The sequence below is a fragment of the Plantactinospora soyae genome (assembly GCF_014874095.1).
Lineage (GTDB): Bacteria > Actinomycetota > Actinomycetes > Mycobacteriales > Micromonosporaceae > Plantactinospora > Plantactinospora soyae.
In genome coordinates, this window is record NZ_JADBEB010000001.1 from 114,171 (window position 1) to 134,863 (window position 20,693).

The 20,693-nt window shown below is 69.8% G+C and carries 20 protein-coding genes; 3 read left to right on the top strand and 17 right to left on the bottom strand.

Annotated features, from left to right (window positions below; translation table 11 throughout):
* Positions 1-7 precede the first annotated feature (7 nt).
* Positions 8-619: a glucose-6-phosphate isomerase family protein gene (locus H4W31_RS00455; protein ID WP_192764814.1), complete on the bottom strand. Its 612-nt coding sequence runs from the start codon at positions 617-619 to the stop codon at positions 8-10.
* Between the two features lie 131 nt (positions 620-750).
* Positions 751-1,542: a GntR family transcriptional regulator gene (locus H4W31_RS00460; RefSeq protein WP_192764815.1), complete on the bottom strand. Its 792-nt coding sequence runs from the start codon at positions 1,540-1,542 to the stop codon at positions 751-753.
* A gap of 76 nt (positions 1,543-1,618) precedes the next feature.
* On the opposite strand from H4W31_RS00460, the gene H4W31_RS00465 reads away from it, so the two are divergent.
* On the top strand, positions 1,619-1,942 hold the full coding sequence (locus tag H4W31_RS00465) for a nuclear transport factor 2 family protein (RefSeq protein ID WP_192764816.1): 324 nt from the start codon (positions 1,619-1,621) through the stop codon (positions 1,940-1,942).
* 52 nt (positions 1,943-1,994) lie between these two features.
* Here the strand turns inward: H4W31_RS00465 and H4W31_RS00470 are convergent, their stop codons facing one another.
* On the bottom strand, positions 1,995-2,861 hold the full coding sequence (locus H4W31_RS00470) for an SDR family NAD(P)-dependent oxidoreductase (protein WP_225945331.1): 867 nt from the start codon (positions 2,859-2,861) through the stop codon (positions 1,995-1,997).
* Between the two features lie 139 nt (positions 2,862-3,000).
* Here H4W31_RS00470 and H4W31_RS00475 point away from each other — a divergent pair, with 139 nt between their 5' ends.
* The gene (locus tag H4W31_RS00475) at positions 3,001-3,846 is read left to right on the top strand and encodes a helix-turn-helix transcriptional regulator (protein WP_192764817.1); all 846 of its coding nucleotides are present in this window, start codon (positions 3,001-3,003) and stop codon (positions 3,844-3,846) included.
* A 322-nt stretch (positions 3,847-4,168) separates the two neighbouring features.
* Here the strand turns inward: H4W31_RS00475 and H4W31_RS43615 are convergent, their stop codons facing one another.
* The 3 genes from H4W31_RS43615 to H4W31_RS00480 all read right to left on the bottom strand — a co-directional run bounded on the left by H4W31_RS43615 (position 4,169) and on the right by H4W31_RS00480 (position 6,991).
* Positions 4,169-4,297, bottom strand: a complete 129-nt coding sequence (locus tag H4W31_RS43615; protein ID WP_264084052.1) for a hypothetical protein — start codon at positions 4,295-4,297, stop codon at positions 4,169-4,171.
* A 31-nt stretch (positions 4,298-4,328) separates the two neighbouring features.
* A complete protein-coding gene (locus tag H4W31_RS43620) occupies positions 4,329-4,460 on the bottom strand; it encodes a hypothetical protein (protein ID WP_264084053.1) in 132 nt (43 codons plus the stop codon).
* A gap of 275 nt (positions 4,461-4,735) precedes the next feature.
* Positions 4,736-6,991: a glycoside hydrolase family 127 protein gene (locus H4W31_RS00480; protein ID WP_318782955.1), complete on the bottom strand. Its 2,256-nt coding sequence runs from the start codon at positions 6,989-6,991 to the stop codon at positions 4,736-4,738.
* 407 nt (positions 6,992-7,398) lie between these two features.
* Here H4W31_RS00480 and H4W31_RS00485 point away from each other — a divergent pair, with 407 nt between their 5' ends.
* Complete coding sequence (locus H4W31_RS00485) at positions 7,399-7,833, top strand: VOC family protein (protein ID WP_192764818.1); 435 nt, start codon at positions 7,399-7,401, stop codon at positions 7,831-7,833.
* Positions 7,834-8,055: 222 nt separating this feature from the next.
* Here the strand turns inward: H4W31_RS00485 and H4W31_RS00490 are convergent, their stop codons facing one another.
* From H4W31_RS00490 to H4W31_RS00540, 11 genes are all read right to left on the bottom strand, one after another.
* Entirely contained in the window at positions 8,056-8,754 is a 699-nt protein-coding gene (locus tag H4W31_RS00490) for a DUF4097 family beta strand repeat-containing protein (RefSeq protein ID WP_318782956.1), read from the bottom strand.
* Between the two features lie 185 nt (positions 8,755-8,939).
* Complete coding sequence (locus H4W31_RS00495) at positions 8,940-9,641, bottom strand: mycothiol-dependent nitroreductase Rv2466c family protein (protein ID WP_192764819.1); 702 nt, start codon at positions 9,639-9,641, stop codon at positions 8,940-8,942.
* A gap of 86 nt (positions 9,642-9,727) precedes the next feature.
* Positions 9,728-11,281 (bottom strand): ABC transporter substrate-binding protein, encoded by a 1,554-nt coding sequence (locus H4W31_RS00500; protein ID WP_192764820.1) that lies wholly within the window; start codon positions 11,279-11,281, stop codon positions 9,728-9,730.
* A gap of 9 nt (positions 11,282-11,290) precedes the next feature.
* Entirely contained in the window at positions 11,291-12,226 is a 936-nt protein-coding gene (locus H4W31_RS00505) for an enoyl-CoA hydratase/isomerase family protein (protein WP_192764821.1), read from the bottom strand.
* Positions 12,219-13,010 carry an SDR family NAD(P)-dependent oxidoreductase gene (locus H4W31_RS00510; RefSeq protein ID WP_192764822.1) on the bottom strand — a complete coding sequence of 264 codons (792 nt, stop codon included), beginning with the start codon at positions 13,008-13,010 and terminating at the stop codon, positions 12,219-12,221. The genes H4W31_RS00505 and H4W31_RS00510 overlap by 8 nt, the downstream gene beginning before the upstream one ends.
* A gap of 269 nt (positions 13,011-13,279) precedes the next feature.
* On the bottom strand, positions 13,280-14,245 hold the full coding sequence (locus tag H4W31_RS00515) for an SDR family NAD(P)-dependent oxidoreductase (RefSeq protein ID WP_192764823.1): 966 nt from the start codon (positions 14,243-14,245) through the stop codon (positions 13,280-13,282).
* Positions 14,242-15,738 (bottom strand): NAD-dependent succinate-semialdehyde dehydrogenase, encoded by a 1,497-nt coding sequence (locus tag H4W31_RS00520; protein ID WP_264084054.1) that lies wholly within the window; start codon positions 15,736-15,738, stop codon positions 14,242-14,244. Before H4W31_RS00520 ends, H4W31_RS00515 begins: the two co-directional genes overlap by 4 nt.
* Positions 15,735-17,234 (bottom strand): CoA-binding protein, encoded by a 1,500-nt coding sequence (locus tag H4W31_RS00525; RefSeq protein WP_192764824.1) that lies wholly within the window; start codon positions 17,232-17,234, stop codon positions 15,735-15,737. Before H4W31_RS00525 ends, H4W31_RS00520 begins: the two co-directional genes overlap by 4 nt.
* On the bottom strand, positions 17,231-18,118 hold the full coding sequence (locus H4W31_RS00530; RefSeq protein WP_192764825.1) for a fumarylacetoacetate hydrolase family protein: 888 nt from the start codon (positions 18,116-18,118) through the stop codon (positions 17,231-17,233). The genes H4W31_RS00525 and H4W31_RS00530 overlap by 4 nt, the downstream gene beginning before the upstream one ends.
* On the bottom strand, positions 18,115-19,287 hold the full coding sequence (locus tag H4W31_RS00535; protein ID WP_192764826.1) for a cupin domain-containing protein: 1,173 nt from the start codon (positions 19,285-19,287) through the stop codon (positions 18,115-18,117). Before H4W31_RS00535 ends, H4W31_RS00530 begins: the two co-directional genes overlap by 4 nt.
* On the bottom strand, positions 19,284-20,681 hold the full coding sequence (locus H4W31_RS00540; protein ID WP_192764827.1) for an FAD-dependent oxidoreductase: 1,398 nt from the start codon (positions 20,679-20,681) through the stop codon (positions 19,284-19,286). The genes H4W31_RS00535 and H4W31_RS00540 overlap by 4 nt, the downstream gene beginning before the upstream one ends.
* Positions 20,682-20,693: the final 12 nt, after the last annotated feature.

Here is a 20,693-nt window from a genome sequence, read left to right on the forward strand (position 1 = left end):
TCTCCTGTCAGTGGGAGCGGGCGGTGGGTCCGGCGGTACCTGCCGGGGTGCCGAACGGGACGAGTTCGACCCGGTCTGCGGAGCGGCGGGCCCGCAGACCCATGCCGTGGGTGAGCACCCAGCCGTAGTCGTGTCCGGCGCTGCCGGGATAGACGGCGAGGAACCGGTACGGCTCGTCGCCGACGTTGACGCTGCGGTGCGCCCAGCCCGGCGGGATGTAACCGATCACTCCGGGGCTGATGTCCAGCCATTCGGCCCGCTCGCCGTCGAAGAGCAGCAGGCCGCCGTGACCCTCCAACCCGAGGTAGATCTCGCCCTGCGGGTCGGGGTGCTGGTGTCCCTTGGTCATCCAGAACTCGCCGCCGGTGTCCCCCGGAAAGATCGTGGTGATCGACTGCGGCAGCTCCCGGGCGGTCTCCGGCACCGGTGAGGAGACGACCGTGTAGACCACGGGGTCGCCGTCCGCGACCGCCTGTTCCCAGGCGCGGCGGTCCGCGAACAACCCCTCAAGGTCGGACATCCGCCGCTGGAGGGTCGGCCCCTGCGGTTCCAGCGTGGCGTTGTCGGCGCCGAACCGGATCGCGAAGGGCTGGAGCGGCGGGGTGGCGCTTGTACTCACGTCAGCTCCCGTTTCGGTCGTGTTTCGGGACACTGTCGTCCTGTCATTACAGGATGTCAAGAGATCCACCGAGATTTCCGCAGGTCCGAGGGCCGCACGGGCCGGAATCGACTCCGGGTCGGAGCCGGAGGTCAGGACGTGACGAGTACGAGCGGAGTGCCGGCCCGGCCACTGGCGGCGGCGCGGTTCAACTCGACCTGGAACCGGCTGCGGTCGCCCCGGTGCAGCGCGAGGAAGCTCTCTACCGGGCGCCCCGACTCACCGATGCTCACACTGCGCAGCACCAGCACCGGATCACCTCGCCGGATCCCGAGCAGTCTCGCCTGGGCCGCACTCGCCACCGACGCCTCGACGGACCGGACACCCCGGACCAGCCGTACCCCGTAGGAGGCTTCGAGCACCTGGTAGAGCGAGCGGTCGGTGAGGTCCTCGTCGACCAGGCCCGGGGCGAGTGCCGCCGGAAGGTGGGTCACCGTCCAGACCCAGGGTTCGTTGTCGACGAACCGCAGCCGCTCCAGGTGGATCACCGGATCACCGGGTGACATCTCCAGGTCGGCGGCGACGGCGGCATCGGCCGGCAGCACCTCGGCGCGGCGTACCTCGCTGCGCAGGTGACCGCCCCGGGCGGCGACGTCCTCGAACAGCCCCGTCAACGACTGGACCAGCCCTTCGGCGGTCTTCGGATGCGCGACGAAGGTGCCCCGACCCTTGACCCGCTCGATCAGGCCCTCGTTCTCCAGGTCGGTCAGCGCCTGCCGGACGACCGTACGGGAGACGTCGTACCGGGCACACAGCTCATGGTCGCCGAGGAGCCGATCACCCGGCTGGAGTCCCCGTCGCTCGATGTCCCGAAGGATCAACTGCTTGAGCTGGTAGTACATCGGCAGCGGCGAGCCGCGGTCGATCCGGTCCCCTGCCTGCATGTCATGAGAGGATAACAGGACGGGTGCAGGCGAACGGGGCTGACTGACGGCCACCGATGGGCGTAGGTTCGCCTCCATGACCGAGGCCAGGGCGCGCGCCCACATCGAGCGGTTCAACGCGGCCGTCGCCAGTGGTGACTGGTCCTGGCTGACCGCCAGCCTCCATCCGGACGCGGTCATGACCTTCGTCGGCCCGCCGGTCGGCCCGTTCGTCGGCCGGGACGCCATCGCCGAGGCGTACGCGACGAATCCTCCGGACGACACGATGCGGGTCCTGGCCGTACGCACCGACGCGGCGGCCGAGGTGATCTCCTTCGAGTGGTCCCGTGGCGGCACCGGCACGCTCACCATCCACCGCAGCGCCGATCAGATCACCAGCCTCCTGATCAAGTTCGACTGATCACCGGGGGCAGGATTGGCGGAGGGCTGAGCGGTGACGTCCGCCCGTCGTGTCACTTTCGGACGGGGTCGCCTTGTGCGAGGTGTGAGATGTAGTCCCATTCCTCAAGCCCAGCGAGACGGCCGGAGTACTCCGTTCGTAGCGCGTCGAGTCCGTTGGTGCCGAAGAGTACTCGCAGGGGCGGATTGGGCGTGTCGGCGAGTGCGAGGATCGCATGGGCCGTGGCCGCGGGGTCTCCAGGGACGAATCCGGAGCTGGCCGCGCCGGCATAGAGGGCTTCGCGGGCATGCGTGTATGCGGGGTCCGGGGTGGCCTGGGGCGAGGCGGCGGCCAGGCCGGTGGGAAACATGATCGGTTCGATGAGGGTGACGTGGATGTCGTAGGCGGCGACCTCGGCGGCCAGCGCCTGGCTCATCGCTTCGAGTGCCCATTTCGACGCCTGGTAAATGCCCAACGCCGGGTAAGCGACCAGACCCCCAAGGGAGGAAACCTGCATGATTCGGCCACGGCGACGACGACGCATGCCGGGCAGCACGGCCCGGGTGGTCCACAGGGCGCCGAAGTAATTGACGTCCATCTGCGCGCGGGCCTGCTCGGCGCTGACTTCTTCCACCGCGCCGACAAGCATGTGCCCGGCATTGTTGACCAGTAGGTCGATACCGTCGAATCGCTGCTCGGCCGTGTCCACGGCGGCGTCGACGGCGGCGCGGTCGGTGACGTCCAGCTCGAGCGCGAGCATCCGGTCGCCATAGCGGTCGGTCAGCGGTTTCAGCGTTTCGGCGTCGCGGGCGGCGGCGGCGAGGTTGTCGCCGCGGTCCAGGATGGCTTCGGCCCAGTGGGCGCCGAGCCCGCGGGACGCGCCGGTGAGGAACCAGGTGGCCATGGTGTTTCTCCCAAGATCGGTCGAATCAATCGTCATCAACCCAGATAAGCCGAATCCGTCATAATTAAACCCAGATCGGTCGGATCGGTCGTGATCCAAGCTACGGTCATCCCGGCGGCCCTGGCAGAGTGAGTTTCACTCTGTCGAACGAGTGTGTGGGCGCCACACTGGAAGGGTGGATGCTCAACTGCTGGCAGGGTTCCTGAGGACTCGCCGGGCCGCGCTGAGCCCCGGCGAGGTCGGCTTACCCGCGGCTGGCCGGCGGCGGACCCCCGGACTACGTCGAGAGGAAGTCGCTGCCCTGGCCGGCGTCTCGACCGACTACTACACCCGGCTCGAGCAGCAACGGGCCACCGCGGTGCCCTCCGAGGTCGTGGTGCGTTCATTGACCCGGGCGCTACGGCTGAGTCAAGACGAGCGCGACCACCTCTACCGGCTCACCGGTCACCCAGTTCCCGGACGCCACAAAGACGATCGGCATGTCGCTCCGGCGTTGCTCAGTGTCCTCGACGCGCTGACCGACATTCCGGCCCAGGTAATGACCGATCTCGGCGAGACTCTCGTGCAGAACAGCTTGGCGCGCGCCGTCTTTGGCAGTCCTTCCGCTGGTAACAAGTTGAAGGCGAGCGTCATCTACCGCTGGTTCTGCGAGCCCGCCGCACGGGACGGCTACCCCGTCGAGGACCATGGCGCGGAATCCCGCGCACTGGTTGCCGATCTGCGTGCCGCGGTCACGCGCCGCGACGATGCTCCCGCCCGGTCGCTGGTTTCGCACCTACTGGCCGACAGCCCGGAGTTCACCGCGCTCTGGAACCTACATGACGTTGCCGTACTGCGCCGTCGCCGCAAACGGATACGGCATCCTCAGGTCGGGCTGCTCGAGTTCGACTGCCAGTTCCTCGTTGACGAGGACCGTTCGCAAATCCTTGCCCTCTTCTCACCGCTGCCCGGAACTCCGACAACCGAGCGGCTCACGCTGCTTGCCCTCGCCCACGACTCATTCGCCGTCCCGACAAGATGAAACGCCGCGAGGAGAACGTCGATCCCGAGGGGGCTATAGCGGCAGCAGGTCCCGGACGAGGCGGTGTCTCACCTGCCACTGGTCATCGTCACCGGACGGCCAGGGAAAACCGCCTCTCACGCTGGAGCCAGTTGTCGTTCCCTGTTTTCCTCCCGGGCCCGCTGCCACGGCGGCCGTGGTGTCGTTGATCATGCACCGGTAGACGATGTCGGACAGGCGTCGTTTCGGCGCCCGCATCGCTTACATCGATGCGCATGTGCCGGTCCACCTCGGGGTATGCCGGGCCGACCGATAAGGCCCGGCCGGCCCGGATCGCGCGGTGCTACCTGTTGCGCGAGCGCAGGAACAGGATCACGACCATGGCGACCGCGACGAGGACGAAGAAGCCGATCAGCACCGGTGTGGCGACAGGCGTTTTCGGGCCGCCGACCACGGCGAGGTCTTCCAGCATGTCGATCTCCGTCCGATGAGGAGGGTACGGGTCAGAACCTCTCTGTTTCCAAAATGCCCAGCGAGCAACCCAGGTCGGCGCTGCCCGGGCCGACCGAGGTGCCGTACTCGTCCTCGCCGGTCTCCCTGGACTCCTCGACCTCGGCGTTGAACGACCCGGCCAACCCGCCCAGGTCACCGGATGCGACGCGCCTTGCCGCGCGATCAGGGTGGGGAGCGTGGAGTCAGTGTGCGGTCGGTGCCGGCCTGCGGCGAACCCGCCACCACACCTCGAGCTGTCACGCGATCAGGGAGCGGCGCTCGCTCGGGGTGGCGGCCGGCTGCGGGCCGCCGGGCAGCCGGCCCGGTTCTCGAACCGGAGGCGACCCCGGCGGGCCTGGTCCTCCGGCCCGTCGAGGTCGCCTCGTCGGTGTTGCTCAGCCCGTCATCAGGCTGCCGGTCAGGGGTTCAACTCCTCCTCGGCGTTTCCGGCGGCCAGCAGGATGTCCCAGCGATCGTCCTTGGTGATCAGGCCCAGCCGTACCCACTCGGTCGAGGTCTGGGAGACCTTCGTCATGAACCTGCTGTGGCTGGCGAAGGGCGCCGCCGACCAGACCGCGTCGAGGAACGACGTACCGTCCTCGCGCCGGGCATTGGCGACGCCGGAATCCTCCGTACCGAAGACGATCGACGGCTCGTGGCGCCGGAAGTAGACGTGGTGCGCCTGGGTGTCGCCGACGTAGAGCGGCCGGAGCGTGTGGTCGTTCGTGGTGAAGGTGTTCGAGTCGCCCGGCAGGACCGCCCGGGAGAGATCCCCGTTGCGGTTGTAGTGCCGGTAGAACGAGAAGTCCCGCAACGACGTCGCGGTGCTGAGCGCCGGGAGCAGGATCGGGCCGTTGAACAGGGACTGGACCTCCGGGGCGTCCAGCGCCTTCTCCACCCGTACGTCGAACGGGATCGACACCTCGATGGTGTCGCCGGGCTTCCAGTTCCGCTGGATGCTCAGATAGCTGCCCGGGGTCGCCTTCCCCTTGCGTACCACGCCATTGATCTTGACCTGGAAGTCCTTCGCCCAGCCCGGCACCCGGAGCTTGATGTCGAGCCGGCCCCGACCGTTCACGGTCAGCTTGCTCTGCTCCGACCTCGGGTAGTCGGTCTCCTGCCGGATGACGAAACCGTTCGCCTCCCAGGTGAGGACGGACGCCAGGTACAGGTTGACGTAGAGCGCCGAGTTGTCGGCGGCCCGGAAGTAGATTGACTCCTGGTACTTCGTGTGGTTCTCCAGACCCGAGCCGCCGCAGCAGGTGCCGGTGTTGCCGTAGCCCCGGGAGTTGCCCGGGGACAATGGCACGAAGTAGGTGACGTTCGGACTGGTGCCGCTGTCCGCGTCCCGCCGCGAGCCGAGAATGTGGTTGAGCAGGGTGCGCTCGTAGTACTCCATGTACTTCGGGTCCGGGTCGTGGAAGAAGAGGTTCCGCGCCACCTTGAGCAGGTTGTACGACGTACAGGTCTCGGCACCGCTGCCGCCGATGGAACCGGCGATGTTCCCCCTCGGCTGGAACAGTTCGGCGTTCGTGTTCGCCGGCAGTCCCGGGCTCGCCGGCCAGGTACCGCTGGTGCCGCCGTGGCTGTACATCCGGTGCGGAACGACCATGTTCCAGAAGTTCTCCGCCGCCGCGTGGTACGTCTCCTCGCCGCTACGGTCGAAGACCCGCAGGTAGCCGACGAACTGCGGTACGTGGGTGTTGGCGTGCAGCCGGGTGATGATGTCCTGGTCGTTCACGCAGGCGTCGAAGAGCGACTGCCGGTTGTCGAAGCACTTCGCCGTGGTCAGGTACTTCTCGTTCCCGGTGAGGGCGTGCAGGTCCGCCATCACCTCGTTCATTCCGCCGTACTCGCCCGCGATGTAGATGGCCCACATCCGGTTCAGGGTCTCCCGGGGCAGCACGGAGAGCCGGCTGTGCACCCAGTCGCCCATCTTGGTCACGACGTCGAGCGCCTGCTCGTTGCCAACCAGCAGGTACGCGTCCAGCAGTCCGCGCATGATTTTGTGACAGGTGTAGTACGGCGCCCAGATGGTCGGGTACGTCGCGAACGATTCGAGCCGGACGAACTGCTCCTCCGGATAGGCGGCCAGGAATCCGGGATGGCTGTACAGCCCGCCCTCGGCCATCGCATCCTGGCACTTCGCCAACTCGGCGACGATGTAGTCGACCTTGTCGGCGAAGACCGAGTCGCTCGTCGAGGCGTACGCCTGGCTGAAGGCGGTGATGAAGTGTCCGCTGTAGTGACCGCGCAGGTTGCCGGTGGCGTCGTCCCAGCCGCCCGGTGGGCTGGACCCGGTGGGCGTGGGCAGGCCGGCGGTGACCCGGAAGTTGTGCAGCACCCGGTCCGCCGGGTACGCCGCGATGAAGTCCAGCACCCGGTCCCGCTTCTCGGCGAACAGCGTCCCGTCGAGCAGTTCGACCTCGTCCAACCCGAACGGCTTCACCACCCAGCGCGGGTTCTGGTCGTAGAAGTCGCCGTGGGACAGGGTCGCGGCGCGCGCCGCCGCACCGGAATCGGGCGCGGTCCGGGCCGCCGGCTGCCCCGCCGGAACGGGAGCGGCCGAGGCGGCCGTCGGGTCGAGCTGGGTGGTGATAACGGTGCCGGCCGTGACGGCACCGACGGTCTTCAGGAAACGTCGCCGGTCAACTGCCTGCTGGTCTGAGGCCACTGCCTACCTACCTCTCGGGTGGTGGCCGGCGCCCGTCGCGTCCGATCCTGGCGAATCGTGGCGGGGGCGGGCCACGGCGTTCTGGCTGGCTGCCGACCCGTGGCAACGCCCGCCACTGCGGGACGCCCGGGCGTCACCAAGATCGACATCCATGTGATCGCTAACATCTCGGCCGGAATTTACTGAAGAATCCCCGGGGCGCCTATGGACGTTTGTCGGAAACCTGGGCCGGCGAAGACCTGCTTCCGCCGTACCGGACGCCGTCAACCGGCCTCGATGGATCTCGGCGACGCCGCATGTGCGTCCTCGTCTCTTCGAACCGATCGTCAGCCGGGGCCCGGATGTCGAACTCGGGAGCCGCACACGGCCGTCCCGACGACGAAAGATCCCGCAACTATGCTGGACCGATGCCGTCGGTCAAACAGTTCCAAGTCACCTTCGACTGCGCGGACCCTGAGCGCGTCGCCCGGTTCTGGTGCGAGGTGTTGGGGTACGTCGTACCGCCGCCGCCGAAGGGGTTCGCCAACTGGGAGGAGTACAACCGCACGCTGCCGCCCGAGCGTCAGGGTGCATCGTTCGTCTGCATCGATCCCTCGGGCGTGGGCCCTCGGATGTACTTCCAGCGCGTGCCCGAAGGCAAGGTCGTCAAGAATCGGGTGCATCTCGACGTACGGGTCGGCACCGGGCTCGTGGGTGAAGAGCGCCTGGCCGCGCTGGAGGCCGAATGCGCCCGACTGGTCCCGCTCGGCGCGGTACGCGGGCAACTACTGCTTGCCGATGACGAAAACGAGTCGTGCCTCGGGATGCAGGACGTCGAGGGCAACGAGTTCTGTCTCGACTGAGTGGCCGCGAAACGCCCCGCCGTCAGAACGGAACGTCTCAGCTCGGAGCTGTCAACGCCCACCGGCCGGGCCAGCTTGGCACTGGCGGCAACGGCGGGATCTGGCCGGGCCAACCGAGATCAGGCGTGCTCTCCTGTCGCGATCGGCGCGTGTCCCTGCGCCGACGACCGACAGGATCTCGATCGCGGTGGGCCCGGCCGGGTGATCCTGGTCCTGCCCCTGCTAGAGGCTGCGGGCGGTGATGTCGCCGTGCGAGGTGGTGGCACGGATGTCGAGTTCGGCGGTCCCATCGTTCTTCAGGGCGTTGTTGACGCGTCCGTAGCCGGTGCCGGCGTCCAGCGCGGCCGAGGCACCCGCAGCGGCGGTGACCGAAATGTCGCCGGACTCGGTGCGGAGCACCACCGTGCCCCGCACCGCCTCGGCGATCCGGATGTCACCCCGGGTGGTACTGATCTCCGCCGAACCGCCCAGCCGACCGACCTCAACGTCGCCGTCGATCGCGGTCAGCCGGACACTCGCGGCCTCGTCGAACCTGATCTCGCGGTACGCGCCCTCGAACGCGACATCACCGAGACGACCGACCCCACTGACCTCACAGCAGGCGGTCTTCGCCTCGACACCGGAGCCGGCCGGCAGACCGATGGTCACCTCGATCGAGCCGGAAGAACCCAGAAGCTGGTTCTTACCACCCGGGGTCTCGATCCGCAGAACACCGTCGCCGTACGCCACCGTGGTCCGCGCCGCCGCCTTCACATCACGGCCCTTCGCCGCGTCCACGGGCAGAACCCGCACGGTCGTGTCGGACCGGTCGGCGGCGATGAACCGGACCCGTCCGGCCGGGATGTTCAGAACGGCGAAGATCGGGCTGGGGGTGTCGAACGTCCGCATGATGTTCTCCTGTGCCTGGCTGTTGTTCGTCATGCGCCAACTATCGGCACCCGGCCTGCCACGCCCCTGCCACGCCACTGACACGACCGCTGACACGCGTTCCACACCGTGGCCGCGCTCACCCAGGCGGGCCGAGTGAACACGATTGCCGGGCCGTTCCCGGTCCGGGACGAGTGAACACGATTGCCGGCCTTGCCGGTCCGGGACGAGTGACGCGGCTACGGGGCCTTCACCACCGGACGGTCCGGGACGGGTGGCATCCAGGGGCGCGACCCGAAGGTGAGCTTGGACGGCTGGACCCGCCAGCCCGGCAGGTTCGGCTGCTCGGTGCGGTGCCGCTTCAGCTCGAAGAAGTTGTCGTACCCGGCGAGCCAGGACAGGTGCCGCCAGATCCGTACCGCGTCCTCGTCGCCCGGCAGTTCGCTCAGCACGGGGCCGAAGATGGCCGGCCCGGCGCCGCCGTCGAGGATCAGCGTCGGCAGCCCGATCCCGCCCTTCTCGGTCACCAGGTGCCGGTGCTGGTCGAGTACGTCGAGCCAGGTGTCCGGGTCGGCGAGCGCCTCGGCGAAGAGCGACCGGTCGAAGCCGGCCTCCTCGACCGACTCGGCGACCGCGAGGTCCCGGTCCTTCGCCGGCTCGCTGGTCTCCCAGACCCGGTTGCCGAGCGCCTGGTAGAACCGCCCGATCGCCCGGGAGTTCTCCTTCCGGCCGATCGCGGCGGCGGCCCGCAGCGCGGTCGCCGACCGGGCCGTCTCGCCCAGCGGTACCGGGTCGGCGCCGTCGGCGAGGTTGGCCACCTCCAGGCAGTAGAGCGCCCAGTCGAGCTCGATCTCGCCGAGCGCCTCCAGCCGGCGGGCCCACCGACTGGCCTGGTAACACCAGGGACAGCGCGGGTCGAAGTAGAACGTGACCTTCTCCATCTGGCTTCTCCTTCGAATGGGACCGTCGGCCGGTCGGGCCGGCCGGCCGGAGTACCGGCCGACCGCCCCGATCGCGTGGCACGCCGTCAGCTGCTCTGGGAGACCTTCTCCCAGGCCACCCAGGGCACGCCCTGGTCGATCCCCTGTACGGACTTCGCCGCGACGTTGAACGTCTGCCGGGTGAAGAGGATCTTGTTGTACGCCTTGTCGTTAATGATCTTGAAAACGTCCTGGTACGCCGCCGTGCGGGCCGCCGTGTCCTTGCCCTGCCGCGCCTGCTCCAGCGCCCCGTCCAGGGCCGGATCCTTCACCCCGCTGTTCAGCCCCTTCGAACCGAAGTACCGGTCGATGCTCAGGCCCAGCGCCGGGTCATAGTTGCCCACCCAGGCGAAGTCCAGGGTCCAGTTGTTGGAGGCGAAGTTGTCGTTGCGGGTCTGCAACGGCTCCTGCTTGATCGCCTTGACGGTGATCCCGGCCGCTCCCCACATCGTCTTGATCGCCTCGGCGACCTGCATCTCCTCCTGTGCGCCGCCGAGCATGATCTCGACCTCCAGCCCGCCGAGCTGCTGGACCAGTTCCTTCGCCTTGGCCAGGTCGAAGCCCCGGAAGCCGTCGATCGTGGGCTGGTAGAAGAGACCACCGGGCGCGGTCGGCGTCTGGGCCGACTGGTTGAGGCCGCCGAACAACACCTTGTTGATCGTGTCGGCGTCGGTCGCGTACGAGAGCGCCTCCCGGGCCCGCTGGTCGTTCAGCGGAGCCTTCAGGGTGTTGTACTGCAACTGCCACACCGAGACCGAGGCCACCGGCGCGAGGTTGAACTGCTGCTTGGCCTGGGTCAGCAGCGGAACGGTGGTGATGCCCTCCAGCACGTCCGCCGAACCGGACTGCAACGCGGCGTACGCCGTCTGGTCGGAGCCGATGGTCTTGAACGTCAGCTTGTCCAGGAACGGGGCTGCCTTGTCGAAGTAGGTCTCGTTCCGCTGGAGCACGAGTTCCTGGTTGGCGACGTTGCTGACCACCTTGAACGGTCCGGCGCCGACCGGCTTCTGCCCGAACGCGTCGGCGCCCATCGACGTCAGTGCGGCCGGCGAGGGAACCCAGTTCGGCGCCTCGTTCAGGAACGAGGCGATGACCAGCGGGAACGGCTCGGAGAACTTCATTACGACCTTGTGGTCGCCGTCCGTCTCCACGGCGGTGACCGGCGCGAACAGTTGCACGCAGCGGCAGGCGTTCTTCGGGTCGAGCGAGCGGTCGAGGTTCGCCTTCACGGCGGCGGCGTTGAACGGCGTACCGTCGGAGAAGCTGACGCCCTCGCGGAGGGCGATCGTCACCGAGAGCTGGTCGGGGGCGAACGTGTAGCCGGTGGCCAGGACGGGCTCGACGGCGTTGTTCGGTCCCTGGGTGAAGAGCTGGCCGAAGATGGCGTTCCGGTACTCGTGGTTGGCCACCCCGGCGGCGACCGGGTCGAGGGTCGGCCAGCGGGCGAATCCGCCCTCCGACACCAGGACGGTCAGGTCGCCACCCCGGACGGGTGCCCCGGTGGCGGCGGCGCCGGGCGAGCCCGACGAGCCGCAGGCGGCCGAGGCCAGCGCCAACGTGGCGACCAGCGCGACGACGACGCCTTTCCTTCGCCTATTCATTGTCGTTCCTCATTCTGTGGTGGGTACTGGCGGTGGACGTGTCGAGCCCTCGGGGGCCCCGCCGGCAGCCGCTCTCCCTTCCCGGTCGAGCCCTCTCCGGTCGAGGAATGAGCGCACTGAGTCGCGGTGGGCATCGGTCGTGTAGCAGATCGCCTGGGCCTGGCTGCCGAGGCTGGCGATCTGGTCGAGCGAGGATTCGAAGCTGCGGTTGATGATCGACTTGGCCAGCATCAGGGCCGCCCGGGACCGTTCGGTGAACCGGGCGGCGTACTCGGTGGCGTGTGCGAGGACGGCGCCGGGCTCGGCCAGGAGGTCGATCAGCCCGATCTCCAGCGCCTCCGTGGCGTCCACCCGGCGACCGGACAGCAGCAGCTCCTTGGCGCGCTGCGGGCCGACCCGGCGCGGCAGGTGGTACATGCTGCCGCCGTCGGGCACCAGTCCCCGCAGCACGAAGCTGGCGACGAACGACGCGTCGGGATCGGCCACGATGAAGTCGCAGGCCAGGGCGAGGTCCATCCCGAGTCCGGCGGCGGGTCCGTTGACCGCCGCGATGGTCACCTGGTCGAGGCGGTGCAGTCCGGCCGTCAGGGCGTACGTCCCGTGCTGGCGCTGCCAGCCCCGGATCGCCACCTCGCCCGGCGGTACGGCGAGGCGCTGTTCCATCGCCTTGATGTCGCCGCCGGCACAGAACGCGGAACCGGCGCCGGTCAGGATCACCACCCTGACCTCAGCCGCCTGGCCGAGTTCGGCGAGCGCGTCACCGAGGGCCGCCCGGGTGGCGTCGTCGATCGCGTTCCGCACCGCCGGACGGTTGAGGGTCAGCACCGCGATCGGCCCGTCGACGTCGACCAGCACCGGCGCCGGGACCGGAGTCGGGGTCGGCGGAGTCGGGACCGGAGTCGGAGTCGGAGCCGGAGTCGGAGCCGAGCTGTCCGGGCTAGCCATGGACGGCCCTGTCGACGCCGCCGGTGAGCGCGACGACCTCGCCGGTCAGCGCCACCGAGAGGGGTGAGGCGAGGAAGGCCACGAAGGCGGCGATCTCCGGCGCGGTGACCAGCCGTCCGAGGGCCGTACGCCCGGCGACGTGCCCGAGGTGCTCCTCCAGGGTCACGCCGCGCCGCTTGGCCACCTCCGCCATCCGGGACTCGAGCGTCTCAGTGACCGTGGTGAACGGATGTACGGCGTTGACCGTGATGCCGTCGCGGCCCAGTTCCAGCGCCAGGGAGCGGGTCAGGTGCACGATCGCCGAGTTGCGGGCGCCGGCCGAGATGGCACCGCCTTCCCTGGCCTTGTGGCCGGCGATGTTGATGATCCGGCCGAAGCCCTGGGCCCGCATCAGCGGCACCACCGCGCGGCAGCACCGCATGGTGCCGAGGAACTTCTCCTCGAACGAGGTCAGGATCAGCTCGTCGGTGACGTGCGCGAAGTCCTCGGCCTGGTTGCCGCTGACCACGGCGCCGTTGTTGACCAGGATGTCGACCCCGCCGAACTCCTCGGTCACCTGGCGGACCATCGCCTCGACGGACTCGGCGTCCCGCAGTTCCGCCTGGACCGGCAGGGCCCGGCCGGGGCCGGTCAGGTCGGCGGTGGCGGTGCGGGCCCGGTCGAGGCTCCGGCTGGACACGGCGCAGTGCACACCCTCGGCGACCAACTGGCGGGCAATGGCCTTTCCGATGCCCGCACTGCCTCCGGTGACGATGGCTCTCTTGTTCGCCAGGCCCAGATCCATAAGTCGGTCTTCTTTCCTGTTTCCATCGGTCGACGACCGCCGCCACACAGCGCGGCGGGCCGCCTGCCCAAGCCGACTAGCTGCGGAAACGTTGCGTACGGTGCCGGGTCATAGGATGGGTTCGGGGGAGAGGATCTTTACCTCTCACCTGGTCGTACATTACGAACGGATTTCTCGTGGCGCTAGATCTTTACATCTAGTTCTGTATAACAGAACGATTGCGAGTGCTACTGCTCCCGATACCGCCCGCGAAGACGGATTGGGACGGATCAGTGGAAGAAGGCTCCGCCGTCGACCACGACGGTCTGGCCGGTGATGAAGCTCGACATCGGACCGGCGAGGAACCGTACGGCCCCCACCACGTCCTGCGGGCGCTGTTCGCGGGCCAGCACCCGCTTGCCGGGGGCGGCACGCCGGAGCCCGGCCAGTTCCGCGCCGCCGTCGAGGATGCCGTCGCTCACCGTGAAACCCGGCGCCACGGCGTTGACCAGGATGTTGTCCTCGCCCAGCTCCCGGGCGCTGGCCCGGGTCATCGCGATCACCGCGCCCTTGCTGGCGACGTAGTGCAGCAGGTTCGCGACGCCCTTGAAGGCCGTCGTCGAGGCGATGTTCACGATCCGCCCGCCGCCGCGGTCCCGCATCGGTCCCACCACCGCCCGGATGCAGAGGTACGACCCGAGCACGTTGACGTCCATCACCCGCTGCCACTCGGCGACGTCGATCTCTTCCAGCGGTCCCGGGCGGAGCGTGGTGAAGATGCCGGCGTTGTTGACCAGGATGTCGATCCCGCCGAACTCGCGGACCACCTCGCCGGCCAGTTCCCGGGTCGCTGCCTCGGACGAGACGTCCACCTCGATCCCGATCGCCGACATCCCGGCGGCGCGGAGTTCGTCGGCCGCACCCCCCGCGCCGGCCCGGTCGGCGACCACCACCCGGGCCCCCGCCCGACCGAGGTCCTCGGCGATGGCCCGGCCGATCCCGATCGCCCCACCGGTCACGATCGCCACCCGGCCGGTCAACTCGGTCGAGCCGACCAGCCCCGACCCGACCGGAACGACACCGGTCGGCGGCCCGTCCCGGGAGGTCGGCGACTCATCGCGGAAGGTCGGCGACTCATCGCGGAAGGTCGGCGACTCATCGCGGAAGGTCGGCGACTCATCGCGGAAGGTCGGCGGCCCGTCGCCGGAGGTCGGCGGCCCGAAGCCGCCGACGGTCGGTCCGTCGCCGGAGGTCATCGGTCCAGCCCGGCCAGGTTGAGGTACTTGATCTCCAGCCATTCGTCCAGGCCGTACTTCGAGCCCTCCCGGCCGATGCCGGACTGCTTGATCCCGCCGAACGGCGCCTGCTCGCCGGAGACCCGGCCCGTGTTGACCGCGATCATGCCCGTCTCGATCGCCTCGGCCGTCCGCCAGATCCGGCCCAGGTTGTGGCTGTAGAGATAGGCGACCAGGCCGTACTCGGAGTCGTTCGCCAGGGTGATCGCCTCGTCCTCGGTGGCGAAGCTCCGGATCGCCGCGACCGGGCCGAAGGTCTCCTCCCGCCAGGCCAGTGACTCCGTACTCAGCCCGGTGATCACGGTCGGCTCGAAGAAGGTGCCGCCCCGCTCGTCCGGCCGGCCGCCGGTGAGCACCTGCCCGCCGTGCTCGACCAGGTCCGCGACGTGCCGCTGCACCTTGCGCAGCCCCTGGTCGTCGATGAGCGGACCCATCTCCACGCCGTCGGTGAAGCCGGTACCGACCCGGACGGCCCTGGTCCGGCGCAGCAGCGCCTCGGTGAACCGTTCGAGGATCCCGTCCTGCACCAGAATCCGGTTCGCCGCCGTGCAGATCTGACCGGCGTTGCGGTACTTCGCCGAGAAGATTCCCTCGACCGCCAGCTCCGGGTCGGCGTCGTCGAAGACGATGAACGCGGCGTTGCCGCCGAGTTCCAGCGACACCTTCTTGATCCCGTCGGCGCACTGCCGCATCAGCAGCCGGCCGACCTCGGTCGATCCGGTGAAGCTGAGCTTGCGGACCACCGGGTTGTCGGTCAGCTCCCGACCGATCTCCGGCGCGTCCTCGGCGGCCCCGGTGACGATGTTCAGCACCCCGGGCGGCACCCCGGCCCGCAGGCCGAGTTCGGCCAGGGCCAGTGCGGTCAGCGGAGTCTGCTCGGCCGGCTTGAGCACCAGGGCGCAGCCGGCGGCCAGCGCCGGGGCCGCCTTCCGGGTGATCATCGCCGCCGGCAGGTTCCACGGGGTGATCCCGCCGACCACCCCGACCGACTGCTTCAACACGATGATCCGCTCCGCCGCCGAGTTGGACGGGATGACGTCGCCGTAGACCCGGCGCCCCTCCTCGGCGAACCAGTCGAGGAAGGCGGCGCTGTAGAGCACCTCGCCGCACGCCTCCGGGAACGGCTTGCCCTGCTCGGCGGTGAGGATCGTCGCGATGTCGTCCACGTGGGACCGGATCAGGTCGGCCCAGCGGCGCAGGATCCCCGACCGGTCCACGGCGGTCCGGGCCCGCCAGCCCGGCAGGGCCAGCCGGGCCGCCTCGATCGCCCGGGCCGTCTCCGCCCGGCCGAGCCGGGGCACCTCGGCGAGCAGCTCGCCGGTGCCCGGATCGAGGACCGGGAACCGGGCGCCGCTGTCGGACCCGACCCACCCACCGTCGACGAACGCGTCGGTACGCAGCAGCGTCCGGTCCTGGATCCGGGAAGTGATCACGTCACCGATTGCAGTGGTCAACTCGGTCTTCCTCCTGCCGGTCGGGCATCCGGGTGGTCCGGCGCCGGGGTACCGCGCAGCGGCGGTGGCGCGACGGCGGCAAGCCCCCGGGCCACCCCCGTCGAGCTGGTGTACCAGGCCAGTCCGAGTCCTTCGAGGATGCGTACGCAGGACTCGGCCGGATGGGTGTAGGTGTAGACGACCAGCGGCGGCAGATCCCGTTGGCGCAGCGCCGACAACGCCTCCCGGTCGTCCTCCAGCCGCCCGGCCGAGGCCAGCGAGGTGGCCAGGACGACCGCGTCGACCTCGCCGGAGGCGGCCAGCGCCTCGATCGCGGGCGCGAACGAACCACCGGCGATGAACTGGGCGGTGAGGTCGACCGGGTTCACCGGCGAGCCGTACTCGGGCATGAAGCCGGCAAGCGTGTGCTGCAACCCCGGCGACAGCTCCGGCACCGCGAGCCCGGCGTCCCGGCAGGCGTCGGCCAGCCACACCCCGGCCCCGCCGGACGTGGCCAGGATGCCGATCCGCCGCCCGGCCAGCGTCGGAACCTTGTCCAACGCCTGGAGTACGTCGATCAGCTCGCGCTCGTCGCCGGCCTGGGCGATCCCCGGCCGGGCGTAGAGCGCGTCCAGCCCGCCCAGCGTCGTCGCGTCGTGCCGGGTGTGCGCCAGGCTGCCCCGGGCACCCGCGTCGGTACGGCCCAGCCGGGCGACCAGCAGCCGCTTGCCGAGTTCCCGGGCCTGGTCGGCCAGGGCGGTGAGCCGGCCCGGATCGTCGACCCCCTCCAGCACCAGTACGGCGAGTTCGGTGTCGGTCTCGACCAGCAGCGCCCCGGCCAACTCCAGTACGTCGAGGTCGCCCTCGTTTCCGGTGCTGATCAGGTAGTTGAAGCCGATCCCCACCCGGGATCCCCACTGTGCCACCGCGAACCCGAGTCCGCCGCTGTGCGACAGCACCGCGACCTTGCCGGGGAGCACCACCTGGCCGGTCCGGGCCGCGTCGAGCACCGGGCTGAAGGTCAGCGGTGCCGACGCCGGCAGGCTGGCCAGGCCCTCGCAGTTCGGTCCGAGCACCCGCATGGTGGTACCGGCGACGATGCCGGTGATCTCGTCGCGGAGCTCGGCGCCCCGCCCGGTGCCCTCACCGAACCCGGAGCTGAGCACGATCGCCACCCGTACCCCGGCCGCGTCGCACTCGCGCAGCACCGCCGGCACCATCCGGGCCCGGACCATCACCATCGCCACCTCGACCGGCTCCGGCAGGTCCCGCACCGACGGGTACGCCGGTCGGCCCTGCACCGTGGCACGGGTCGGATTGACCGGGTAGACCCGGCCAGCGTACCCGGCCGCGGTGAGCAGTCCGAGCGGGCGACCGCCCAGGCTGACCGGGTTGTCCGAGGCGCCGATGATGGCCAGGCTCTCCGGGTGCAGCAGAACGTCCAGTTCGGAGCGTCCGGCCCCGGCCCGGACGATCGGCTCGCCGGATGCCCGGGGTACGGCGTCGAGGCTGGTCATCGGGCCGGGTCCGATCCGGCGGTCACCGTGGTCCGGAGTACGCCGAGCCCGCTGATGCTCGCGGCCAGCACGTCGCCGGGGTGGATCGGTCCCACTCCCGGCGGTGCACCGGTGAAGATCAGATCGCCGGGGGACAGCGTCATCACCCGGGACGCGTGTTCGACGATGGCCGGTACGGCGACGATCATGTCGGCGGTGTTCACCCGCTGCCGCTGCTCGCCGTTGACCAGCAGCTCGATCTCGAAGCTGTCGTCCGGGCCGGCCTCGTCGGCGGTGGTCAGCCACGGCCCGAGCGGACTGAAGGTGTCGTAGCTCTTGCGCCGCGACCGGTCCCCCGGGCTGCGTACGGTGATGTCGAGCCCGATGCCGTAACCGAGGATGTGCTCCCGGGCCCGCTCGGCGGGGATGTCCCGGCCGCCCTTGCCGATCACCACGACCAGTTCCGACTCGTGGTGCACCTCGTGCCCGGCGGCCAGTACGGCGGCCGGCAGCACGATCGGTTCCCCGGGGCCGGCGAGCGAGGAGGGTGCCTTGAGGAAGACGTCGAAGGACATCATCCACTCCTCCACCTTGCCGAGGGTGCGTTCCTGCACCGCGTGCATCTCGTGCACGTGCTCGGCGTAGTTGCTGGCCGCCGCGATGATCTTTGACGGGTTCAGTGCGGGCGCCCGGAGCCGTACCCGGTCCAGCGGGACGACCGGTCCCCGGGCGACGGCGTCGGCCAGCCGGTCGGCCAGCCCGGCGTAGTCGCGACAGAGCCGACGCCACGAGCCGGCCGTCTCCGGATCCGGATCGTGCGCCCAGGGCAGGCTGTCGGTCAGGTCGACGATCCCGCCGTCGACCACGGCTCCGATGCGGTAATCGTCGAAGAGGCAGAGCTTCACCGGGCCTCCCCACGGGCGGCGGGAACCGGTGCCACGGCCGTACCCGGGGCCGGTACGGCGTCGAGGGTACGGGCGGTGAAGGTCCCGGTGACCGGCTGTTGGGCGTCGAGTACGCGTTCCCGGTAGAGGCCCAGCGCCCGCAACACCGGGGCGTCGGTCAGCCGGAACAGGTCGGCCGGCGCGCTCGCCCGGTGCTCGACCGGTACCCAGGACGGCACGACGAACATGTCACCGGGACTCCAGTCGAAGCGCTGGCCACCGATCACGCTGTAGCCCTCGCCCCGGAAGACCACCCAGATCGCGTTGCCGGTCTGCTGGCGGGGCCGGGTCACCCGGTCGACCGGCAGCCGGTGCACGCTGCAACTCAGCGTCGGCAGCACGCTCGCGCCGGAGTCCGGGTTGGTGAACTCGACACTCGCGATCTCCGCGCCGTTCTCGGCCGCCAACCGGGCCAGCTCGGCGTCGGTCTCCGCCCAGCGGTAGACCAGCAGCCGCGACGGCTTCGGATCCAGTTCGTCGACGACCGCACCCGGCCGCAGCCGGCGCGGACTAGCGGCGTAGGCGGCCTCGACGACGTTGCGCCGGACCGGCTCGGGCTGGGCGAACTCGGGGTACTCCTCGAAGAAGACCGCGTCGAGCGCCTCGATCATCGGCAGGTCGAGTCCGTCGAACCAGACCATCGACTCCGTACCGCCGTTGGTGTGGTCGTGCCAGTGCATGCCCGGGGTCAGGATCAGGTCACCGGGATGCATGTCGCAGGCGTCGCCGTCGACCGTGGTCCACACCCCGCTGCCGGCCAGGACGAACCGGATCGCGCCGGGCGAGTGCCGGTGCGCGGGTGCGGTCTCCCGGGGGCCGAGGCACTGGATCGCACCCCAGAGCGTGCCGACGGCGTACGGCCGGCCGCCGAGGCCGGGGTTGCCGAGGCTGAGCACCCGCCGCTCCCCGCCCCGGTCGACCGGAACCAGGTCGATCGCCCGCTCGGCCAGGGACCGGAGTACGGCACCGTTCCAGAGCCACGGCACCGCCTTCGGCCGTGGCGTCTCGGTCAGCAACTGGGCGGTGATGTTCCAGAGTGGATGCAGGTCGAGCGCGTCGAGATCACGGTAGAGACCCGCCAACGCCTCGCCGGTGGCGTCGTCCACGCCAGCCGCCTTGTCAGAGATCATGATGGACCCTCGTCCTCTTCCCCAGGGGTTTCCGGAACAGCGCCCGGTCGGTGTGCACGGTGTGCGTCATACGGCGCGCTCGCCGGACCCGACCGGCCGCTCGCCGCCACGTCCGGACCGGACTGACCGCTCGCCGCCACGTTCGGACCGGACCGACCGCTCGCCGTCACGTCCGGAACGCGGGCGATGCCGAACCGCCGTACGCTCTCCAGCAGTGACGCCCGCCGGACCCAGGCGTGGTGCCGGACCGGATCGGCGGCGATGGCGCGCAGCTCGTCCTGGTTCGCCCGGCGCCGCTCCGGGTCGGTCTCCTTGAGCCGCTCGGTGTTGCGGTGCGTGTCCGCCTGTACGTAGTCCAGCGCGACCCGCCGGCGCACCGCGTCGAACGCGGCGAGTTCCGGCTCCGCGTCCGCGCCGGCCCTGATCCGCACCAGCCGGCGTACCACGTCCATCGCGTCGTGGATGCCACTGTTCAGTCCGACCCCGCCGACCGGGCTGTTGATGTGCGCCGCGTCCCCGACGACGACCACGTTGCCGAGCCGGAACGTCGACGCCACCCGCTGGTGCACGTTGTAGATCTGCCGGTCGACGATCGGGTAGCCCTCGGCGCGGGGCGCGATCCCCTGCAACTGCGCCTGAAGGGTGTCCGGATCGAGCGCCACCTCACGGGGCTGGTCCGGCGGCACCGGGTAGACGGCCCGCCAGGACTCCCTGGTGTGCAGCAGGAACAGCCACTCCCGGGGGTCCGCCACGTAGTTGACGTCGGCCAGGCCGGGGATCATCTCCCGCAGGTCGACCGAGGTGCTCACGATGAGGAAGCGCTCAGGGTAGGTGTGCCCCTCGAACCCGATGTCGAGGGACTGCCGGACGGTGCTGTTAGCGCCGTCCGCGCCGATCAGGTGTGAGCCGTGGATCTCGGTCTCGCCCGACTGGGTCCGTACCGTGACCGAGACCCCGCCGTCGGTCTCGCGTACGCCGGTCACCCGGGCGCCGAAGACCTCGCGGGCGAGGTCGCTGCCGCGCAGCCGTTCGACCAGCATCCGGACCAGGTGCTGCTGGTTGAGCTGCAACCGGTACGGGTGGGCGGTCTCGTCGCGCAGCAGACCGAAGTCGAACTCGGCGACCAGCCCCGCGTCCCGGTCCCGATGCTGGAAGCGCGGTACGACCAGCCCTTCGGCGATCATCCGGTCGACGATTCCGAGCTCGTCGAGGAGTTCGAGGGTCGGCGGATGGAAGGTCGACGCCCGCCAGTCGGTCTTCGGCTCGGACTCGGCCTCGATCAGCACGACCGGCACACCGTGGCGGACCAGTTCCGCGGCCGCGGTCACCCCGACCGGGCCGGCCCCGACGACGAGCACCGGAGCGGTGGCGGCGGTCGGAATCGTTCTGGACATGCTTGTCATCGT